At 66.3% G+C, this 17,888-nt stretch carries 17 protein-coding genes; 5 read left to right on the top strand and 12 right to left on the bottom strand.

Annotated features, from left to right (window positions below; genetic code table 11):
* Positions 1 to 18 precede the first annotated feature (18 nt).
* The 10 genes from ACSQ9I_RS37725 to ACSQ9I_RS37680 form a co-directional block, all read right to left on the bottom strand.
* Positions 19 to 2,097 (bottom strand): PepSY domain-containing protein, encoded by a 2,079-nt coding sequence (locus tag ACSQ9I_RS37725; RefSeq protein WP_436317029.1) that lies wholly within the window; start codon positions 2,095 to 2,097, stop codon positions 19 to 21.
* Between the two features lie 142 nt (positions 2,098 to 2,239).
* Complete coding sequence (locus ACSQ9I_RS37720; RefSeq protein WP_436317028.1) at positions 2,240 to 2,572, bottom strand: c-type cytochrome; 333 nt, start codon at positions 2,570 to 2,572, stop codon at positions 2,240 to 2,242.
* Positions 2,573 to 2,679: 107 nt separating this feature from the next.
* Positions 2,680 to 3,393 carry a hypothetical protein gene (locus ACSQ9I_RS37715; protein ID WP_436317027.1) on the bottom strand — a complete coding sequence of 238 codons (714 nt, stop codon included), beginning with the start codon at positions 3,391 to 3,393 and terminating at the stop codon, positions 2,680 to 2,682.
* Positions 3,390 to 4,355, bottom strand: a complete 966-nt coding sequence (locus ACSQ9I_RS37710) for a Bug family tripartite tricarboxylate transporter substrate binding protein (protein WP_436317026.1) — start codon at positions 4,353 to 4,355, stop codon at positions 3,390 to 3,392. Before ACSQ9I_RS37710 ends, ACSQ9I_RS37715 begins: the two co-directional genes overlap by 4 nt.
* A gap of 50 nt (positions 4,356 to 4,405) precedes the next feature.
* Positions 4,406 to 5,422 (bottom strand): ABC transporter substrate-binding protein, encoded by a 1,017-nt coding sequence (locus ACSQ9I_RS37705; protein ID WP_436317025.1) that lies wholly within the window; start codon positions 5,420 to 5,422, stop codon positions 4,406 to 4,408.
* Positions 5,423 to 5,453: 31 nt separating this feature from the next.
* Positions 5,454 to 6,518: a YncE family protein gene (locus ACSQ9I_RS37700; RefSeq protein WP_436317024.1), complete on the bottom strand. Its 1,065-nt coding sequence runs from the start codon at positions 6,516 to 6,518 to the stop codon at positions 5,454 to 5,456.
* Positions 6,519 to 6,678: 160 nt separating this feature from the next.
* Positions 6,679 to 7,419 carry a hypothetical protein gene (locus ACSQ9I_RS37695; protein WP_436317023.1) on the bottom strand — a complete coding sequence of 247 codons (741 nt, stop codon included), beginning with the start codon at positions 7,417 to 7,419 and terminating at the stop codon, positions 6,679 to 6,681.
* A 70-nt stretch (positions 7,420 to 7,489) separates the two neighbouring features.
* On the bottom strand, positions 7,490 to 9,067 hold the full coding sequence (locus ACSQ9I_RS37690; protein WP_436317022.1) for a hypothetical protein: 1,578 nt from the start codon (positions 9,065 to 9,067) through the stop codon (positions 7,490 to 7,492).
* 20 nt (positions 9,068 to 9,087) lie between these two features.
* Positions 9,088 to 10,077: a YncE family protein gene (locus ACSQ9I_RS37685; protein WP_436317021.1), complete on the bottom strand. Its 990-nt coding sequence runs from the start codon at positions 10,075 to 10,077 to the stop codon at positions 9,088 to 9,090.
* Positions 10,078 to 10,154: 77 nt separating this feature from the next.
* Positions 10,155 to 10,688 (bottom strand): hypothetical protein, encoded by a 534-nt coding sequence (locus ACSQ9I_RS37680; RefSeq protein ID WP_436317019.1) that lies wholly within the window; start codon positions 10,686 to 10,688, stop codon positions 10,155 to 10,157.
* A 169-nt stretch (positions 10,689 to 10,857) separates the two neighbouring features.
* On the opposite strand from ACSQ9I_RS37680, the gene ACSQ9I_RS37675 reads away from it, so the two are divergent.
* Both ACSQ9I_RS37675 and ACSQ9I_RS37670 read left to right on the top strand, forming a co-directional pair.
* Complete coding sequence (locus tag ACSQ9I_RS37675; protein WP_436317018.1) at positions 10,858 to 11,523, top strand: winged helix-turn-helix domain-containing protein; 666 nt, start codon at positions 10,858 to 10,860, stop codon at positions 11,521 to 11,523.
* The gene (locus tag ACSQ9I_RS37670) at positions 11,520 to 12,893 is read left to right on the top strand and encodes a sensor histidine kinase (RefSeq protein WP_436317017.1); all 1,374 of its coding nucleotides are present in this window, start codon (positions 11,520 to 11,522) and stop codon (positions 12,891 to 12,893) included. The genes ACSQ9I_RS37675 and ACSQ9I_RS37670 overlap by 4 nt, the downstream gene beginning before the upstream one ends.
* On the opposite strand, the gene ACSQ9I_RS37665 is transcribed toward ACSQ9I_RS37670, so the two are convergent.
* Complete coding sequence (locus ACSQ9I_RS37665) at positions 12,857 to 14,227, bottom strand: tetratricopeptide repeat protein (protein ID WP_436317016.1); 1,371 nt, start codon at positions 14,225 to 14,227, stop codon at positions 12,857 to 12,859. The genes ACSQ9I_RS37670 and ACSQ9I_RS37665 overlap by 37 nt on opposite strands.
* Positions 14,228 to 14,474: 247 nt before the next feature.
* Positions 14,475 to 15,368 (bottom strand): LysR substrate-binding domain-containing protein, encoded by an 894-nt coding sequence (locus ACSQ9I_RS37660; RefSeq protein WP_436317015.1) that lies wholly within the window; start codon positions 15,366 to 15,368, stop codon positions 14,475 to 14,477.
* 168 nt (positions 15,369 to 15,536) lie between these two features.
* Between ACSQ9I_RS37660 and ACSQ9I_RS37655 the strand changes: the two genes are divergently transcribed.
* The 3 genes from ACSQ9I_RS37655 to ACSQ9I_RS37645 are packed head-to-tail and all read left to right on the top strand — an operon-like array spanning position 15,537 to position 17,852.
* Entirely contained in the window at positions 15,537 to 16,280 is a 744-nt protein-coding gene (locus ACSQ9I_RS37655; RefSeq protein ID WP_436317014.1) for an SDR family NAD(P)-dependent oxidoreductase, read from the top strand.
* A gap of 45 nt (positions 16,281 to 16,325) precedes the next feature.
* A complete protein-coding gene (locus tag ACSQ9I_RS37650; RefSeq protein WP_436317013.1) occupies positions 16,326 to 17,174 on the top strand; it encodes an alpha/beta fold hydrolase in 849 nt (282 codons plus the stop codon).
* Positions 17,175 to 17,207: 33 nt separating this feature from the next.
* Positions 17,208 to 17,852, top strand: coding sequence for a glutathione S-transferase family protein (locus ACSQ9I_RS37645; protein WP_436317012.1), 645 nt, complete (start codon positions 17,208 to 17,210; stop codon positions 17,850 to 17,852).
* Positions 17,853 to 17,888: the final 36 nt, after the last annotated feature.

Here is a 17,888-nt window from a genome sequence, read left to right as displayed (position 1 = left end):
CCTCCAGGCCAGTGGCCGCTAGAGGTCGAGCACCAGGTGAGGCGTGCTGGCGCGCGACACGCACACCAGCATCTTGGCTCCCGCGCTGCGCTCCTGTGGACTGAGGAAGGCGTCGCGATGATCCGGCTTGCCTTCGAGCACCCCCGTGAGGCACGTGCCGCAGACACCCTGCTCGCAGGAAGTCGTGACGCAGACGCCGCGCTCGGCCAGTACGTTGACGATGCTCTTGGACACCGGCACGGTAAAAGTGCCGCCACTTCGGGCCAGGGTCACTTCGAAGGGCTTGCGCTCGCCGGCCAAGGCCAGCGGATTGGCGGCGAAGTGCTCGACGTGCACGGTCCCGGCCGGCCAGGCCGCTGCCGCCATTTCCTCGACCAGGTCCATGAACCCGCAAGGTCCGCACAGATACAGGTGAGCATCGGTGGCGCGGCGCGACAGCAGGGGATGCAGTGTCTCGCGCAGCCGGCCGCGCTCGATCGCGCAGTGGAAACTCACGTGGGGCACGAACTCGGGTGCGGAGAGCGCGGCATGGAATGCGGTCTGCTCGATCGACCGGGTGAAGTAATGCAGCTCGAAGGATGCTCCGATGGACAGCAGGTGGCGCGCCATGCACAACAAGGGCGTGATGCCGATGCCGCCGGCGACCAGCACGTGGTGCCCGGCTGCCGGATGCAGCGCGAAGTGGTTGCGCGGTGCGCTGATGGACAGCAGGTCACCCTCTTCGACGAGTTCGTGCATGGCGCGCGACCCACCGTGCGAGTCGGCGACCCGCTTGACGGCGATCAGGTAGCGGTGCCTCTCGTTCGGATCGTTGCACAGCGAGTACTGGCGCTGCAGGCCATCTTCGATGCTGACATTGATGTGCGAGCCCGGTGTGAACGCGGGCAGCAAGGCTCCGGTCGCGCTGACCAGCTCGAAGGACTTGATGTCGGCTGCTTCGAAGGCGATCCGCTTGACGCCCACGGGCATGAGGGGCACCGCGGCCGCTGCGGCCGCAGGCGACTTGCGACGGCGCAGATTGCTGCGAATTCCCGTATAGGCGAGCACGGGCACCATGAGCGTGCCGAACAGCAGGATCAGCTTCATCGGCCATCCGCCGACAGAGCCGGTGTGGAACGAGATCATCCAGAAGTACAACTTGAAGCCGGGGCTCGCCTTTTCGTATGGCGTGTAGCGCAGGACCTTGCCGTTGTAGGCGTCGAGGAACAGCAGCGAGCGGGCGTTCTCGTGCGACGCGCCGCGCGCGACCATGTAGGCTTCGAGCGGTGCGTTGGGACCTTCCCCGGGGTATTTCAGCAGCGCATGCGCGGGGTTCGGCTCCAGCGCCTGCACCTTCTGCCAGAACGCTTCCATCGACACCCGCGGCGAATCGCGGTCGGCCGGGGCCGACTTCGGCGGCTTCTGCGGCAAGGACGAGCCGGTCAGGGTGTAGAGGCCGTTGCGGTACCACTCAAACACCAGCGGCAGCCCGCTCAGGATCAGCGCAATCAGGACCAGGCTGCCGTAGACGCCGGCGATCCTGTGGCGATTCATGCTGCGCGCGCGGCCCTCCAGCCGTGCATCGAGCTTGAGCGCGCGACCGTAGCCCCCGCGGCGCGGCCACCACATGTAGAACCCGCCTCCGATCAGCACGATGCCGAAGATGATCGCGCACACGCCGGTGATGCTGCGAACCCATTTCTCCTCGCTGAAGCGCAGGATGTGCGTCTGCTCGATCGTCCCGAGCACCCCGCCGTAGCGCGCCCGCTCGTCGATCACGGCGCCGGTGCAGGGATTCATGTAGACGTCGAACTGCGGGTCGTCGAAACGCACCCGCGCTGCCGGCATGCGCGCTGCGCCGGGTTCACCGGCGCTGAGCTTGATGTAGTCGAGCCGACCGCCCGTGTGCGCGGCGCGTGCGGTCTCGCCGAGCACATCGAGCGGCACCCGCTCGCTGCAGGTGGGCACCGTCAGCAGGTCGCGGTTGACGACGGGTTCGAGCTGCGGCCGGAACAGGTTGACCACGCCGGTGAGCGCCATCATCAGGATCACCATCCCGATGGTCAGGCCTGTCCAACGGTGGACCTGGAATATGCATCTGTAGAGATTGGGTTTCATGCTCTTCGTCCTTGATGGCGACTGATCTGCTGGCGCCGGAGGCACTCTATGAGCACCGGCTGTACCGAATCTGTAGCGATCCTGAAACTTCGTTCAGGCTCTGCGGCGGCTGCGCTGTTTACCGGCCGCGGCGCTGCAGACATCATCTCTTCTCATCTGCGGGCAGCGCGCTGAAGTACGCGGCCAGCGAGCGCATCTGCGTCGCGCTCAGCGCCTGGGCCGCAGCGGTCATGCCGTTCGAGCCGCGGCGGCTTCCGTTCCTGTACGCCTGCAGGGCCCCGTAGAGCTCCTTCGCGCCCTTGCCCGCGATGCTCGGTCGCCGCGGGTCGCTCGATATGCCGGCTGCGCCATGGCAGCGCATGCACTGCTGGGCGAGTGTGTCGACATCGGCATCGGCTGCATGCGCCCCGCAGGCCAGCAACGGGCCAAGGAAAAGCTTGGCGGCGGCTCTCTTGAAGATCGGGCTCTTTCGCATGATCGGATTCCTTCGCATCCACTGGAGCCGCGAGCGTAGGGAGCGGGGCTAAAGGCAACCTGTCGCCTGCCTGAACGGAAGTTCAGGCGAGGGGGCATTGCTCGTGCTCAGAATGAGTACTTGAGCCCGACCGTCAGCTTGCGGGCGCGACTGTCGCCGCTTTGAACAGCGAAGGAAAAGTCGCCAAAGAGCTTTTCGGGCCTGATCGCGTAGCGCGCGCCGGTGCCGAACCAGGGTCGCTCGCTGCCCTCGCCGTAGACCTCGAGGCCGACATCGAGGCCTTGATCGCCGAGCCGCTCGACGGCAAGCGCGTACGTGCCCACGGTCTTGCCTTCGAGATGCTTGCGCGCGACACCCAGGTTGGCATGCATGAGGATGCGCCCGTGCGGGACCGAGACGACGAGCGCGGCCGCGGTGCCCGCGCGGCGCATGCCCTGTCCGGAGTGCCGGAGGCCCTCCAGCGCGTAGGCGAGGGTGACGCCGACGCTGTCCTCGGTCAACGGGCGCAAGGCCGTCTTGCCGACCAGCGCGACGACCGTGCTCCTTTCATCGCCTGACCTGAATCGCCCCGCGCCGACGGCGAGCTGCGTGTCGAAGCCGATCCCGCACCCGACCTGGCTCCAGCCACCGCGCTCCGAGGGATCTGGGCGCGCGCGCACGTGCGCGGCGAAGGTCTCCAGTTCGCAGTCGCCGCCGGCGAGGACGCCGGCATCCTCGGTCGTGAACGGCCGACCGGCCCAGGCCGGCAACGAAAGCAGCAGCAGACAGCCGGCGGTGGCGAGCGTGCGCCATGGGGCGTGCCGATCCGCCGGTCTGCTCACGACCCGATCATTCCGGACTTGATCATGACGGCCTGAAGGCGGGTGAACTCGCTCTCGACAAACTTGGCGAACTCATCGCCGGTGATCGGCGCAGGCGTCCATTTGTTCTGCTCGACGGCCTGTTGCCAGGCCTTGGACTTCATTGCCTTAACTATGCCGTCGATGAGCGTCTTGCGCTGCTCGGGCGTGATGCCCGGCGCGCCATAGAGGCCGCGCCAGTTGCTGATGACGACGTTGATGCCCTGCTCCTTGAGCGTCGGCGCATCGACCTCCTTGAGTCGCTCGGCGGAGGTCACGGCGATCGCCCGCATCTTGCCGCTCTTGAGGTATTCCCCGAACTCGGTGTAGGCGCTGCCGCCGACGGTGACGTTGTTGCCGAGGATGGCGGAGACTGCCTCGCCGCCGCCACGGAAGGCCACGTAGTTGATCCTGGCCGGATCGACACCCACCTCCTGCGCGATCATGGCCGCGGCGATGTGCTCGGTCGAGCCGCGCGAGCCGCCGCCCCACTTGACGCTGCCCGGGTCCTTCTTCAGCTGGGCGATGACGTCCTGCATCGATTTCAGCGGCGAGTCGGCGGGCAGCACGAAGACCTGGTCCTCGGTGAGCAGGCGTGCCAGCGGCGTCGCCTGCTGCAGTTGTGCCGGCTGCCTGGCCGAGATGAGGCCGCCGATCATCACCGCGCCCATGATCATCAGCGCGTTCGGATCGCCCTTGGTGCTGTTCACGAACTGTGTCAGCCCAAGCGCGCCGCCGGCGCCGCCCTTGTTCTCGTAGACCACCGTGCTCGCGAAGCCGGCCTCCTGCAGCGCCTTTCCGAGCGCACGGCCCGTGGTGTCCCAGCCCCCGCCGGGATTGGCGGGAATCATCATCTTCATGCTGGCCGCTGCGCTTGCGGGCAGCGGCAGCGCGGCGCAGACGGCCATGGCGGCCATGCTTTTCAGGAAGGTGTCTCGACGCATGATGGGTCTTTCAGGTGTGGGAATAAGGAGAGCGGATTGGATGGATCAGGTCAGGGCGCCGCCTTCAGCGCTTCCTCGACGAACGCGTTGGTGTAGGTGCGCTTGACGTCGACCGGCTTGAACTTCGGATCGAACTCGGCCAGCACGCGAAGCTCGTGCGCCACGCCGTCCGCCGGCATCAGGCCGTTGGTCGCGAACATCGGGAGCGCTTCCTTCATCGCCTTCATGTACTTCTCGCGGTCCTTGCCGCTGACCGCTTCGGGCACGACTGCGGCGATCTGCTCGGGGCTGTGCGTGTTGATGAAGTGCAGCGCGCGCGTGAACGCCTTCGCGAGGTGGCGCGCGATGTCGGGCCGCTCCTTCATGCGCGCGGTCGCCATGAACACGGTGCTGCTCGGGAACGGCACGCCGAACGCCTTCTTCGTGCCCTCGGGCGTCGTGAGGTCGGCGAACACCGTGGCCACGCCCTGCGCTTCGTAGAAGCTCGCGTCCGGCGTCGGCGCGACGACGAAGTCGGCCCTTCCGTCGCGCAGCGCCGCGACGTTCAGGTCCTTGCCGTCGGTGCCGAGCCGCGTGTAGTCCGACAGCTTGTGCCCGCCGGCGAGCACCAGCGCGTTGGCCAGCGTGGTCTTCGACGAGCCCGCGCCGCCGGCGATGAAGTGGCTGCCCTTCAGGTCGGCGAGCGTGCGGTACTTGTCCCTGGCGTGGTTCGCCACCAGCACCTTCGCGCCCGGCGTGACGCCGAGCGTGACGATGGCCTGCGTGTCGCGGCCGATCGACTGGTTGACCGCGTTGTGGTGCCAGTACGCCATCACGGCATCGACGCGGCCGTCGACCAGCATGTCGCCGTGCCAGACGTCGTCGCGTACGTTCATCACCGTGACGTCCATGCCGTCGGCCTTGAGGTACCCCAGCCGCTCGGCGACGACGACCGGCAGGTTGCGTACCGCCTTCCATTCGTCGACCACCAGCACGATGCGCTTGTCGACCGGGAGCGGATCGCCCGACGCGATCGAAGCGAATGTTGCGGCGAGAGCCGCGACGGTCCAGAGGAGAACTTTCTTCATGATGCTGTGCCTTGGTGAGCGATGAGCTGGTTCAGTGCCGCTGAAGAGAGATCACCGTCACGGTGTCCTTGAAGTAGGTGTTCGGGTAGTAGGTCGCCACGTCGGTGTTTCTCTTCTTCGCGGGATCGACCGTTCCTTCCGCGGCAACGAGCCAGACCGTCTTCGTACGCGGGTCCAGCGCCATCGTGCGCGCGTAGGGCCGCGTCGTCGGCACCTCGGCGACCTTGTAGGTGTCGGCGTCGATCTGATCGACGATCGCCAGGTTTGCATCAACGCCGTTGGACGTGTACAGCTTGCGCTGTTCGGCGTCGAAGACCAGCACGTCGCTGCCGCGCCCGATGGGCACCGTCGAGACGACCTTGCCATTGGCGGCATTTATCACCGAGAGCACCGGATCGCGGCCGCGGCAGGCGACGAACACGCGTTCGTTCGCCTGGTCGAAGGCCACGCCGTTGGGCTGATCGCATGGCGCGGGCGTCGGCCATTCGGCGCTGACCTCCCGACGCTTCATGTCGATGCGAAGGACCTTGTTGCGGTCGCGCAGCGCCATGAACATGTTGCCCTTGCCGTCGGACGCGGTGCCCTCGAGCTTGCTGCTGTCCACGTGCATCCGGCCGAGCACCTCCGCACTCCTCGGATCCAGGAACACGGCCTCGTGGGCGCCGCCCGTGGTCACGAGCAGCTGCCGGGTGACCGGATCGTAGAAGCCGTTGTCGGCTTCCTCGGCAAACTTGACCCGCTTCAGCGTCTTGTGCGTGGACAACTCGAACACGGTGGCGGAGCCGTCCGTGTTGATCACGAAGCCGCGATCGAACTCCCGAAGCAGCACGAAGGCGTTCGCGCCCTTCGTGTCGTCGATCGTGCGCAGTACCTTCCTGGCCTTGGTGTCGTACACCAGCGCGCCGTCCTGGCGCAGGGAGAGGTAGAGCAGCGAGGTCGCCGGGTCGAACGCCAGGTAATCCCAGCTGGGTGCTGCCTGACCCTGGATCGTGACTGCGGAGTCGATGCGGTAGAGCGGGCCGGCAGCGGCGCCGGACGCGACCAGCACACCGGACAGCGCAAGGAGGCTGGGCAGCGAGCGGAGGAACAGCTTCATGATGGACGAGGTCTCCTGTGTTTTCATCCTGGATTCGACGGGGTGAACGGTATGGCGGCCGGCTGAAGAGAACCTGTAGCCTTCCTGAATTCCGCTTCAGGAAAGACTGCCGTCGGTCCCAGCCGGGTCGGTCGGGGCATCGGCGGCTGCTCCCCGGTCGTCAGTGGGCGGCCGGGATTGCCGCGCCAACATCGATCGCCGCCGTCGACGAGATGTCGGAGCGGATCGTCTCCTTCACGTCATTGATGCGCTTCCACTCGGGGTCTGCCAGCAGCTTCTGCTTGCCGGCTTCCTTGATGGCGTCGCGGTGCGCGAAGGCGGCCGCGTTGGCGTACTCCATCACGAGCAGCGCGCGGGTCTGGCCGGCGACGGGCTCTCGCTCCACGTACATCGCGTAGCGGCTCATGATGCCCGCGGCGCGCTGCACGTCCATGTTCGGCGCGATGTAGCGCTCGGTATAGAGCTTGTAGTCGCTCACGGAGACATGGGTCGAGTAAAAGCTCGCCACGTGCACGGCCGACGCGGGCGTCTTCGACGGCTGGCCTTCGTGCCGGACCCGCGTGGCACGGCGCACGATCAGCTTGTCGCCGAGCTTCGGCGCCGACTGGGAGCTCCAGGTCTTGAAGGCCGCTTCGTCCGGCAGGTCAACCACGGCGAGCGTGGCGAAGCCCGGCTCCTTCTGGCCCGCTTGGGCCTTCAGCAGCTTGAAGTCGGTCAGCAGCCCGGCCTTGCGCCAGGCCTTGAACTGCGGCGCCATCTCGGAGAGACGCTCGCTGCCGAGCGGCTCCGTGATCACGGCATGCACGGGTTCGGCGCGTGCGGCTGCGGCGCCGATCGCCGTGCCGAGCACCACGCCCAGGCTGCAGAAGAACACTTGGCGCCTGATGGAATTAGTAGGCATGAACCTTCCTTGAAGATGGAATGGGAGGGGCCGGCGCCGCCTTCGCGGAGACGCTGCGCCGGCTCCATGCTCAGCGGCCGGAGGCGACGGTGGCGGCGTTTGTGTCGCTGCTCGCGGAAGCGGCAGCCGCCGACTGGCCCAGCGCCCAGACGAGCGTGTTGCCGTACAGCACGCGCCCTTCGTCGGTCAGGTCGGGAAAGCGGGTCGCGTCCATCGGGAACAGCACGCGGCGCGCCGGTGCGATGTGGTCGTTGGCCATCACGGCGCCCTTCTCGTACGCGAACATCGTGCCGTGGCGCGGCTGGTTGGGGATGCCGGCGATCACCTCCGCCCCCGGCGGAACGACCGCCCACGCCAGGACGCCCGGTGTCTTGAACAGCTTGAAGTTGCCGGCCGGGAAGCCCGCCGCGAGCGGATGCGCGGGACGCACGATCTGCACGTAATTCTCCGGCGGATAGAGGCTTTCCTTGTGGTCGTTGACGCCGTACTCGGTATTGCGCTGCCGCCCCACCATGTTGATCTGGTCGACCGCCTTGGCCTCCATCATCACCAGCGGCGCCGTAGTCTCGGCATACTTGAAGCCGAGCTTGTACTTGTTGATCGACGCCGAGATCAGCACCAGGTCCTTGCCCTTGGCATGCGTGTCGGGCTCCATGTGGTCGACCGCGGTGACCTCGGCGCCGAGCGAGCGCAGCCACGCCAGGTGCGCTTGGTCGGAAGCCTCGTTCGCTGGCCAGGGCATGTCGAATCGGCGCACGAACAGGATCTTCTTGCCGCGCAGCTGCCTCGCGACTTCGGCCTGCGCCTGCGCGAGGTCGGGGCGCTGGACGGGCACGTCGGGCGGGCTCGCGGCCCAGCGCAGCGCGGCATCGAACAGGCGGCGGCCTGAGAACCACTGGCGCGACTTCAGGTCCCGTGCAGCCGGCCCCGTCGCGTCGGTCAGGATCGAGAAGCTGTTGTCGCCGAGGAAGAGCCCGACGCGGCGCGCCGGCGCGCCGGTGTTGCTGGCCATCAGCGAGCCCTTCTCATACGAGAACACCGCGGCCTTGTCAGGGGTGCCTTCGAAGACCACCGAGATGTCCGCCGCGATCGTCGGTCGGCCCCAGGAAGGATCGGTTTCGCCCGCGCTGAACGTGAACGGCGCGATCATGCCCTCGTGCATGCCGGCAGCCTGCAGGATCGGCTTCGCGGCGCTGGTGGCGTAGGCATAGTAGGCCGCATGGTTGGCGTTGTGGAACACCTTCTCGCGCACCACCGAGAAGTCGCGGTGCAGCTCGCTGCCGGTCATGCCGAGCTCGGGGAAGCTGTACGCGTTCCACGTCACCACCGGTTGCGGCGCGTTGCGGTAGCGGTCGCCGAGCACGCGCGCATCGGCGGTCGACGAGATCATCACCAGGTCCTTGCCCTGCGCGGCAGTGGCCGGTTCCTCGGCGCTGGCGAGCGTGACGCTGGCGCCGCGCGACTCGAGGTACTCCTTGATCAGCAGGTCGTCGTTCTTCTCGCCCTTCTTGGCGTCGCTGACGACGAACAGGATCTTCTTGCCCTTGAGCGCGGTGGGCGACACCGGGCCGGCCGTGGCCAGGGAGGCGGCGAGAGCCGCCGAGAGCGCGACCGAAAGCGCGCCGATACGGATGATGGACTTGTTCATGTCGGACCTCTTGCAGCGATTCACTTGTTCAGGACCAGGATGTCGTTGGCGTTGGCCATGAAGGCCTTGCCGCTCTTGCCGTCGACCGCGACCGCGGTGCCGCGCGCCCCGTCCGGCTTGGCCGTGCTCTCGACCGCCACGCTCAGCTTGGCGTTGGCCACGACCGTGAGCTGGCCGTCGGCGGTGGGCACGAACAGGCGCACGAAGCGGTTGGGCTGGTATTGCGCTGCGATGCCGCCTTCGCCCGTCCCGGTGCTCACGTAGCCGACCATCTGCCCGATGTCGGGATCGATGACGACCATGCGGCCGCTGGCCGTCGCCACGTAGACGCGCCGCTCCTTGTCGTCGACCGTGATCGAGGTCGGCTTCGTCGCCGGCCAGGTCGACATCAGGCCCTTGGCCTTCAGCTCGCGCGCGTCGATCACGTGCACGCCGTTCTGCTCTTCGTCGGCGACGTAGATCGCACCGCGCGTGTCCGATGCCACGCCGCGCAGCTTGCCTTTCAGGGCGACGCTGCCCACCGGTTCGCCGCTGTCGGCCGCCAGCACGCTCAGCGCGCCGCCCTTGCCGTGCGAGACGAAGAGCCGCTTGGTCATGGCCTCGTACTCGATGCCGACCGGCTCGCTGCCGCCCGACTTCACCGTCTTCAACAGCTGCACCGTCTTCAGGTCGAACACGACGACCGTGTTGTCGCTCGCGATGGTCGCGAAGCCGCGGTTCAGCTCGGGTGCCAGCGCGATGGCGCTCACCGCGCCGGACACGGCCAGCTTGCCGGTGCGGCTGCCGTTGTCGATGTCGATCGCCTCGATGGCGCCCTGGCGAGCCACGTAGAGGCGCCGGGCATCCGTGTCGGCGCGCAGCGCCAGCACCGGAGCCTGGATGTCGGTCTTGATCGTCGCGGCGACCTTGTAGGCCTCGGCCTTTTTATCGGCCTTCGGTTCGGCGGCGGAGGCCGGCAAGGCCAGTACGAGCGCCGCCGCGATGGCCAGCAGCGAAGGGGTCGGTTGCATGCATATCTCCTGGAGGGGTGAAGAGGCCCGCGCCGCCCGGTCCCCGGGGGCGTGGAGGGGATGAAAGCGGTGGCGTGTCAGGGCTGCGCAGCCGGCGCGAACAGCGCCGCGTGGTTCGGGATGCGTTGCGCCAGCTTGTCGCGGATCTCGGAGGCGGCGAGGAAGAACTCCTTCTCGCTCCTGTTCGTGCCCACCGGGTTCTTGAACACGACCACCGCCAGCCCGACGTTCTGGCCCGCCTTGTCGCGCAGCGGCATCAGGTAGGTCGACTTGCGCGGGTTGTCATCCTGGTTCCAGCGCGGATCGAGGATCGTGTAGCCCTTCGTGATGACCAGCACGTCGACGGCAGACGACACCTTGCCGATGCGGTCGGGAAAGGAGCCGGCGAACATCGTGTAGACGCCCTTGTGTCCGGGCGGCTCGCCCTGCAGCGTCAGGCTCAGCAGCTCGGGATGGCTGGCCATCACGTCGTCGACGAGCGCCTGCGCCAGCATCTTGTGCATCGGCGCCGTCCAGTTCTTCTGGATGGCCGCGGGCTCGGCGGCAAGCGCCGCGGCGGCGGCTAAGACGCCGAGGGCGGCGGCAAGGGTGATCTTCCTGAGCAGTCTCATGGTGGGGTGGTGGGGTGGTGGTTGAACAGTGCACCAAGGTTAGGAGCGCGTTCTGAATCCGAACTAAACGCATTCTGAAAATGCGTTCAGGTCCCTGCTGGTTGTCACCGATGACCAATTGCGCCGGGCGGCGGAACATCGGGCCGACGAGTGTTCCCAGGAGTGCGAGATGAAGGTTTTGATCGTCGAGGACCAGGCGCGCCTCGGCCAGTTCCTCAAGCAGGGATTGATCGAGTGCCGCTACACCGTCGAATGGGCGCGCAGCTGCGCCGAAGCCAACGACGCGCTGGCGCAGACCACTGTCGACGCGATCGTGCTCGACCTCGGCCTTCCCGACGGCGACGGGCTCGACCTGCTGCGCCGCTGGCGCGACAGCGGCTTCAACGAGCCGGTGCTGATCCTGAGCGCCCGCGACACGGTCGAGGACCGCGTGAAGGGTTTGAACCTCGGCGCCGACGACTACCTGCCCAAGCCCTTCAGCCTCGACGAGCTGCAGGCGCGCGTCCGCTCGCTGGTGCGGCGCCAGGCCAGCGTGAAGAAGTCGGTGCTCGAGCACGACGGCATCGAGCTCGACCTTCTGAGCCGCACGGTCAAGCTCGAGGGCAAGCCGATCGAGCTCACGAGCCGCGAGTACGCGCTGCTCGAGATCTTCATGCAGAACCAGGGCCGCATCCTGCCCCGCACGATGATCGCCGAGAAGATCTGGGCCTCGCACTACGACGTCGACACCAACCTGCTCGACGTCTACATGAGCCGCCTGCGCGCCAAGCTCGATGTCGTGCCGGGCAAGAGCCGCTTCAAGACGGTGCGCGGAGTCGGCTACCAGTTCACATGAGGTCGATCGGCGCACGCATTGCGCTGTGGTATGCCGGCGCCGCGACGGCGACGCTGGCCGTGCTGTTCGTCGCCGGCTATGCGCTGCTCGAACGCAACCTGCTGCACGGGCTGGACCTGCTGAACCGCGCGGAGTTCCAGCAGATCGCCTCGCGCCTCGGACCCGAATACGAGACGCTCAGCGAGCCCTTCATCGAGATGCGCATCCGCGAGACGACCGAGTCGGCATCGACGCTGTTCTACATCCTGATCCGCCTGCCCAAGCAGAACGCGATCTTTCGCTCGACGAACCTGAACGGCCACGACATTCCCGACGTTGCGGGCGCCGAGCAGTTCAGCGTCAGGATTCCCGAGGTCGGCGATGTGCGCGCAGCCGAGTTCTACATGAAGCCGTTCGTGGTGATGGTCGCCACGCCGCTGGCGCAGGTGAACGAGGTGATGGCCAGCTACGTGAAGGTGTGCGCTGCGCTGGTGGTGGCGATGCTGGCGGTCAGCCTGCTCATCGGCGCTGGCTTGAGCCGGTTGATCCTCGCGCCGGTGCGGCTGATCCGCGACGCGGCCTTGCGCATCAGCTCGGACAACCTGGGTGAACGCATCGCGGTCGCCGATGTGCGCGATGAGGTGTCCGATGTCGCGCGCCTACTTAATCAAATGTTTGACCGGCTCGAGACGACCTTCGTTCAAATCCGCCGCTTCACCGCAGAGGCCTCTCACGAGCTGAAGACGCCGCTATCGCTGATCCGGCTGCAAGCCGAGCGAATGATCGGCGACGAGTCGCTGCCTGCACGGCACCGCGAGGCCGTGCAGGACCAGCTGGAGGAGATCGAACGCTTGACACGCATCATCGAGGACCTGCTACTGCTGTCGCGTGCCGACGCGCACGTGATGCAGCTCGAGCTGGAGCCCCACGATCCGGACGGCTTCCTGCACGGCTTTGCGCAGGATGCACAAGCGCTCGCGGAGCACGAGGGATTGCGCTTCGAGTGGTCGCACGAGGGACAGGGCGAGGTACCCTTCGACGAGCGCTGGATGCGGCAGGTGCTGCTGAACCTGCTTGTCAATGCGATCCGGGTGTCGCCGCCGGGCGCACCGATACGCCTGATCTCCCGCCTCGACCGGGGCGTTTGGCAGCTGAGCCTCCAGGACCAGGGCCCGGGCTTGACGCCCGAGCAATGCGAGCGCGTGTTCGAGCGCTTCGTCCGATTCGTCGACAACAGCGCCGACGAGAAGGAGGACCGTGGCACCGGCCTCGGGCTGGCGATCTGCCGCAGCATCGTGGGCCTGCATGACGGCACGATCAGCGCGCATCCTGCCGGTCCGCCGGGCACCGGCCTTCAGGTGATGGTCGAGCTGCCCGCCGTGCGCGCGTAGATCGCCCAGATCCGGCCGAGGTCGGCCGCACCATGGACGCCGCCGGTATTTTTCAGTGTCTCAATCGCTTTGTCCTTCTGGCCGGCGAGAAGGTAGGCAATGCCCAGGCGTAGCTTTGCATCCTGCGGCTTCTCGCCCATGCCGCCCTTGCGCATGCCCTGCTCCATCAGCGCCAGACCCTTTGCGAAATCGCCCTGCGTCACGTAGGCGAAGCCGAGGTTGTGCAGCCAAATGCCATCGCGCGCGGCCGTCGCCGCGGCTGCGGCATCGGGCCGGGCCAGCGTCTGCCGCGACTCAGCCTGCTGGCGCAGCGCCTTCGCACGCAGCGCCTCGTGCTCGCGCGCCTGCGCACCCTTGCCGAGTGCGCCCCCGGCGAAGCCCTGCTCGAGTACCTTCACCGCTTCGGCGGGAAAGCCCGCCTGCAGCGCCTGCGTCGCCATCTGGGCGTAGTCGCCCGGAGCGCGCATCGTGCCGGTCAACCACCGCAGGCGCAGCACATCCAGCGTGAGGCGGTGGCCGATGTCGATGCGGTTCTCGAGCCGGTCGAGCAGCTCGGACCAGTAACGCTTGCGCGGATGGTGGACCAGCAGCTTTTCGAGCGTCCATGACACCGCGCTGGCATCACCGAGCTGCGTGTAGCTCCTCTGCAGCAGCAACAGCTGCTCCTCCGACGGGGCCTGGCCCGAACGCTCGGCAACGAGCAGCCCCCGCTGCAGCTCGCGTGCCGCATTGGCGAAGTCGCCGCTGTCGAAGTAGGCTTGCGCCAGCCAGGCGCCCACCTGCGAATCGGCCCCACCTTCCTTCAGGTAGCGCGTGGCCCAGGCGATGACCTGGGCGTGATCATGGCGCTGGTAGTGCACGCCGATCAGCGTGCGCATCGTCGGCAGCCGATCGGCCGGCGCCAAATGAGGCGACGCCAACATGATTTCGTAGGCGCGCGCTGCTGACGCAAGATCGCCGGTCGCGTTCGCTGCCAAGGCACGAAGCTGCTCGACCTCGAAGGTGTCGATGGATGCCCGGCTGGCGCCGTCGACTTCACGCAGCCGGATCAGGACGTCGCGATACCGTCGAGCCTTAAGCAGATCCTGAGCCTCCTGCAACGCCGACGCCGCACCTTCAGCCGTGGTCGTTTCGGGCGCACGATCGCGAACCGCGTGTGTTTGCGGGGGGAGCGTGCCCGTGTGCGCCCCGATATTGGGGGCCAACAGCGCAATCAGGAAAATGGGTGAGCGCAGCATGTTTCGGAACGAACGTACGCGCTGTTCCTGAAACGAACCTGAAATTTCATCTGGCGCGTGGATCGTTTCGGGTGAAACCTTTCGAGCGTGCAGCATGACCGGGTTGTCTCAGGCGGCCATATCTCTGGGGATCTTGACTGCGCCCAGGGATCCTCAAACAAGCGCGGCCGCGCGCCTATTCCCGACCACGTGTTGCTCGAGGTAACGTGAATGGCAGCTACTACGTCGAGCGACCGCTTTGTGCGATCACGAACGACTGCAACGGGCCCAAACCGGTAGGTCGCATCGCTGGATTCGTGGCCAGAAAGCCGTCGCCCGCGCCGGGTGGGTTGTCGGCGCGGCGTCAGTGCTTCCGGTTCGGCCCCGCGAGTTCGTCGAGGCGCGATAGGAACAGTTTGAGAATCGGCGAGGTGTTCGCTTTGCTGTAGCCCACGGCCAGATCGATCGTTGGCGCTTCGCCCTCCAGCGGACGGCTGACCACGGACCAAGGCAGCAGGTTCTTCGCATAGGCGGGCATAAGCGCCAACCCGCGCGTCGACGCAACAAGAGACATGGCCATCGCCATGTTGTCCACGCCGTGGTCGAGCTTGATATCCACTCCCGAGCGCCGCAGGTAATCCTCGGTCACGGCGCGAAGCACGCTGGCTTTGTTCGAACCGCCGATGAAGATCTCGCCGACGAATTCCCGCGGGTGAATCGCTTCGCGGCTGGTGAGGCGATGGTCGCTCGGCATCAGGACGATCAGCGGCTCGTGGTCCACCACCTCGTAGCCCAAGTCGAAGGTCGGTTCGACGCGCAGGAAGGCCACGTCGAGCCGACCTCGGACGAGCGCCTCTGCGAGGTCCGGCGAATAGTCGCTCGAGATCGTGACCTGGATGCTCTTCAGTTCGTCGCGCAGCACATGCATGGCCTGCGGCAGCCAGTTCATCTCATGACCGGTCTGAAAGCCGATCGCGAACGTCTTTCTCGCGGGCTGTGCCGCTCTGCGCGCCGCTTCCACTGCGGCTTCGACCTGGGTCAGCGCCAGCCGCGCATGGACGAGAAAGGCCGTGCCTGCGGCGGTCAGCTCGACGCCATGAACGCTGCGAGACAGTAGCTCGGCCCCGACCTGGTACTCCAAGTCGCGAATCTGCCGGCTCAGCGAAGGCTGGGAGGTGTGGAGCCGGAGCTCGGCGGCTGTCGTCAGGCTGCCTTCCTCGACCACGGCCACGAAATAACGCAAGTGCCTCAACTCCATAGCCACCCCATGCCTGAAAGGTATGCCCCCCAGCTTACGAAGTCTTTTTCTTTCGGGCCACGAGTCCCTAGATTACCCCTCATGGCGGCGTGATGAGCGGTGTCTTGGCACAGAACGGCTCTCGGTCACCCGGCCTGCGGCAACAGTCTTACCTCACAGGAGATAGTCATGAATCAACCCGTTGTTCTCGTCACCGGCGCGCTGACCGGTATCGGCCGCGCCGCGGCTGTCGCGTTTGCAAGGAAAGGCGCGAAGGTGGTCGTCGCCGGTCGGCGTGACGAGGTCGGCAAGGCACTCGTCAAGGAGCTGCGCTCGCTCGGTTCGGAGGCCGAATTCATCAACGCCGACGTCCGCAAGGAGGACGAGGTCCGCGCTCTGGTCGACAAGACCGTCGCACGGTTTGGCCGCATCGACGTCGCGGTGAACAACGCTGGCACCGAAGGCCACGGGGGCCCGATCACGGACCAGACCGCCGAAAGCTACGCCGCGACGTTCGACACGAATGTTCTCGGCGTGATCCTGAGCATGAAGCACGAAGTGCGCGTCATGCAAGAGCAGGGCAGCGGCAGCATCGTCAACATCTCATCGACCTACGGGCACGAGGGTGCGGCGGGGGCCTCAATCTATGTCGGCAGCAAGCACGCCGTCGAAGGTATCACCAAGTCGGTGGCGCTCGAGATCGCCAAGTCTGGAATCCGTGTGAACGGCGTAGCGCCTGGTCCCACGGACACCGGCATGTTGACCCGCTTTACGGGCACGCCGGAGAACAAGGCGGCTCTGGTGACGACTGTTCCGATGGCGCGCCTCGGTCGCTCGGAAGAGCTTGCCGATGCGATCGTCTTCATCGCGTCGGACCAAGCTTCATTCATCACCGGCCATGTCCTCAACGTCGATGGCGGTAAGAGCCGCTGACTGCTTCGCGTGTCGGCTCGAGTGCCGCCGCCAGAAGGATTCTCAATGACCCAGCACACCCACCAGACCGCGCCGACTCAGTTCGTGGACGCGGCAGGTTTTCGGTTCGCCTTCCGCCGCTTCGGCAAGACCGGCAGCGTGCCGCTGGTTTTCAACCAGCACTTCACCGGCACGATGGACCATTGGGATCCTGCCGTGATCGACGGCTTGGCCAAGGATCGAGAAGTGATCCTGTTCAACAACGCGGGCGTTTCCAGCAGCTCGGGCGAAGTGCCGACCACGTTCGAGGAGATGGGCGCCAACGCCATCGCCTTCATCAAGGCGCTGGGACTGAAGCAAGTGGATGTGCTCGGCTTCTCGATCGGCGGCTTCGTCGCCCAGGAGATCACGCTGCAGGCCCCTGAGCTGGTCCGGCGCCTGGTGCTGGTCGGCACCGGACCGCGCGGCGGCCAGAACATGGGGACTCTCACGCCGGAAGCGCAACAGATCTTCGGTGCCACCTACGAGGTGCCGGAGGAGATCTGGCTGAAGGTCCACTTCACCGACTCGGAAGCCAGCCAGGCCGCGGGCCGCGAATTCCTGAAGCGCTTCCTCCGCCGCACCGAAAACCGCGATCCCGCAGTGAACGAGAAAGTGGCGCCCGCCCAGGTCGAAGCAATCGGCAAGTGGGGCGTGCAGCGTGAGGATTCCTATGAGTACCTCAAGACCATTCTGCAACCGACGCTGGTAGTGAACGGCGACAACGACGTGATCATCTACTCGATCAACTCTTGGATCCTGCAGCAGAACATCCCCAACGCTCAGTTGATCATCTACCCGGATGCCAATCACGGTTCGCAGTACCAGTACCCGGGGCGCTTCGTCCGCCACGTCTCGGACTTCCTGTCCGAGTAAGGCTCCTCGGTGCATTCGCTTTCGATTACCGCCATGACCCCCGATACCCTGAAGCTCTACCAATCCCTCGCCTCGCCGAATTCGCGGCGCGTGCGAATTCTTCTTGCCGAAAAGGGCTTGCAGGTTCCACTTGTCGCTGTCGACCTCGGCAAGGGTGAGCAGTCCTCGGAAGCCTACCGGGCGATCAATCCACGCCGGGTGGTGCCAACCCTGGTGCTTGGGGATGGCACCGCCATCGGCGAGGTGCCGGCAATCATGCGCTATCTCGACGAGGCCTTTCCCGAGAAGCTCTTGCTGGGCGCCACGCCCAAGTACAAGGGTCTGATCGCGATGTGGGAGCGGCGCGCCGAGCTGGAAGGCTTCGCGGCGGTGATGGAGGGCGTGCGCAACAGGATTGCCGCGTTGAAGGGCCGCGCCATCGCCGGGCCGCACGACTACGAGCAGATTCCAGCGCTGGTCGAGCGCAGTGCGCTGCGCGTGAAGAACTTCTTCGCTGATCTGAACGAGCGGCTCGCGCAGGTGCCCTTCGTTGCTGGCGAGCGCTACTCCGCCGCGGACATTACCGCCCTGGTGACGGTGGACTTTGCCAAGGCGCTCGAGTTGTCCGTGGCGGCGGATCACGTGGCGCTGAAGCGCTGGTACGAGATCGTGTCCAGTCGTCCCAGCGCCGCCGCCTGATCCCTCGGAGCGAGAGGTCTCCAAAGATCACCTTCA

The sequence above is a fragment of the Variovorax sp. LjRoot84 genome (genome assembly GCF_964254305.1).
GTDB lineage: Bacteria > Pseudomonadota > Gammaproteobacteria > Burkholderiales > Burkholderiaceae_C > Variovorax.
This window is presented reverse-complemented; position numbering and strand designations above follow the sequence as displayed.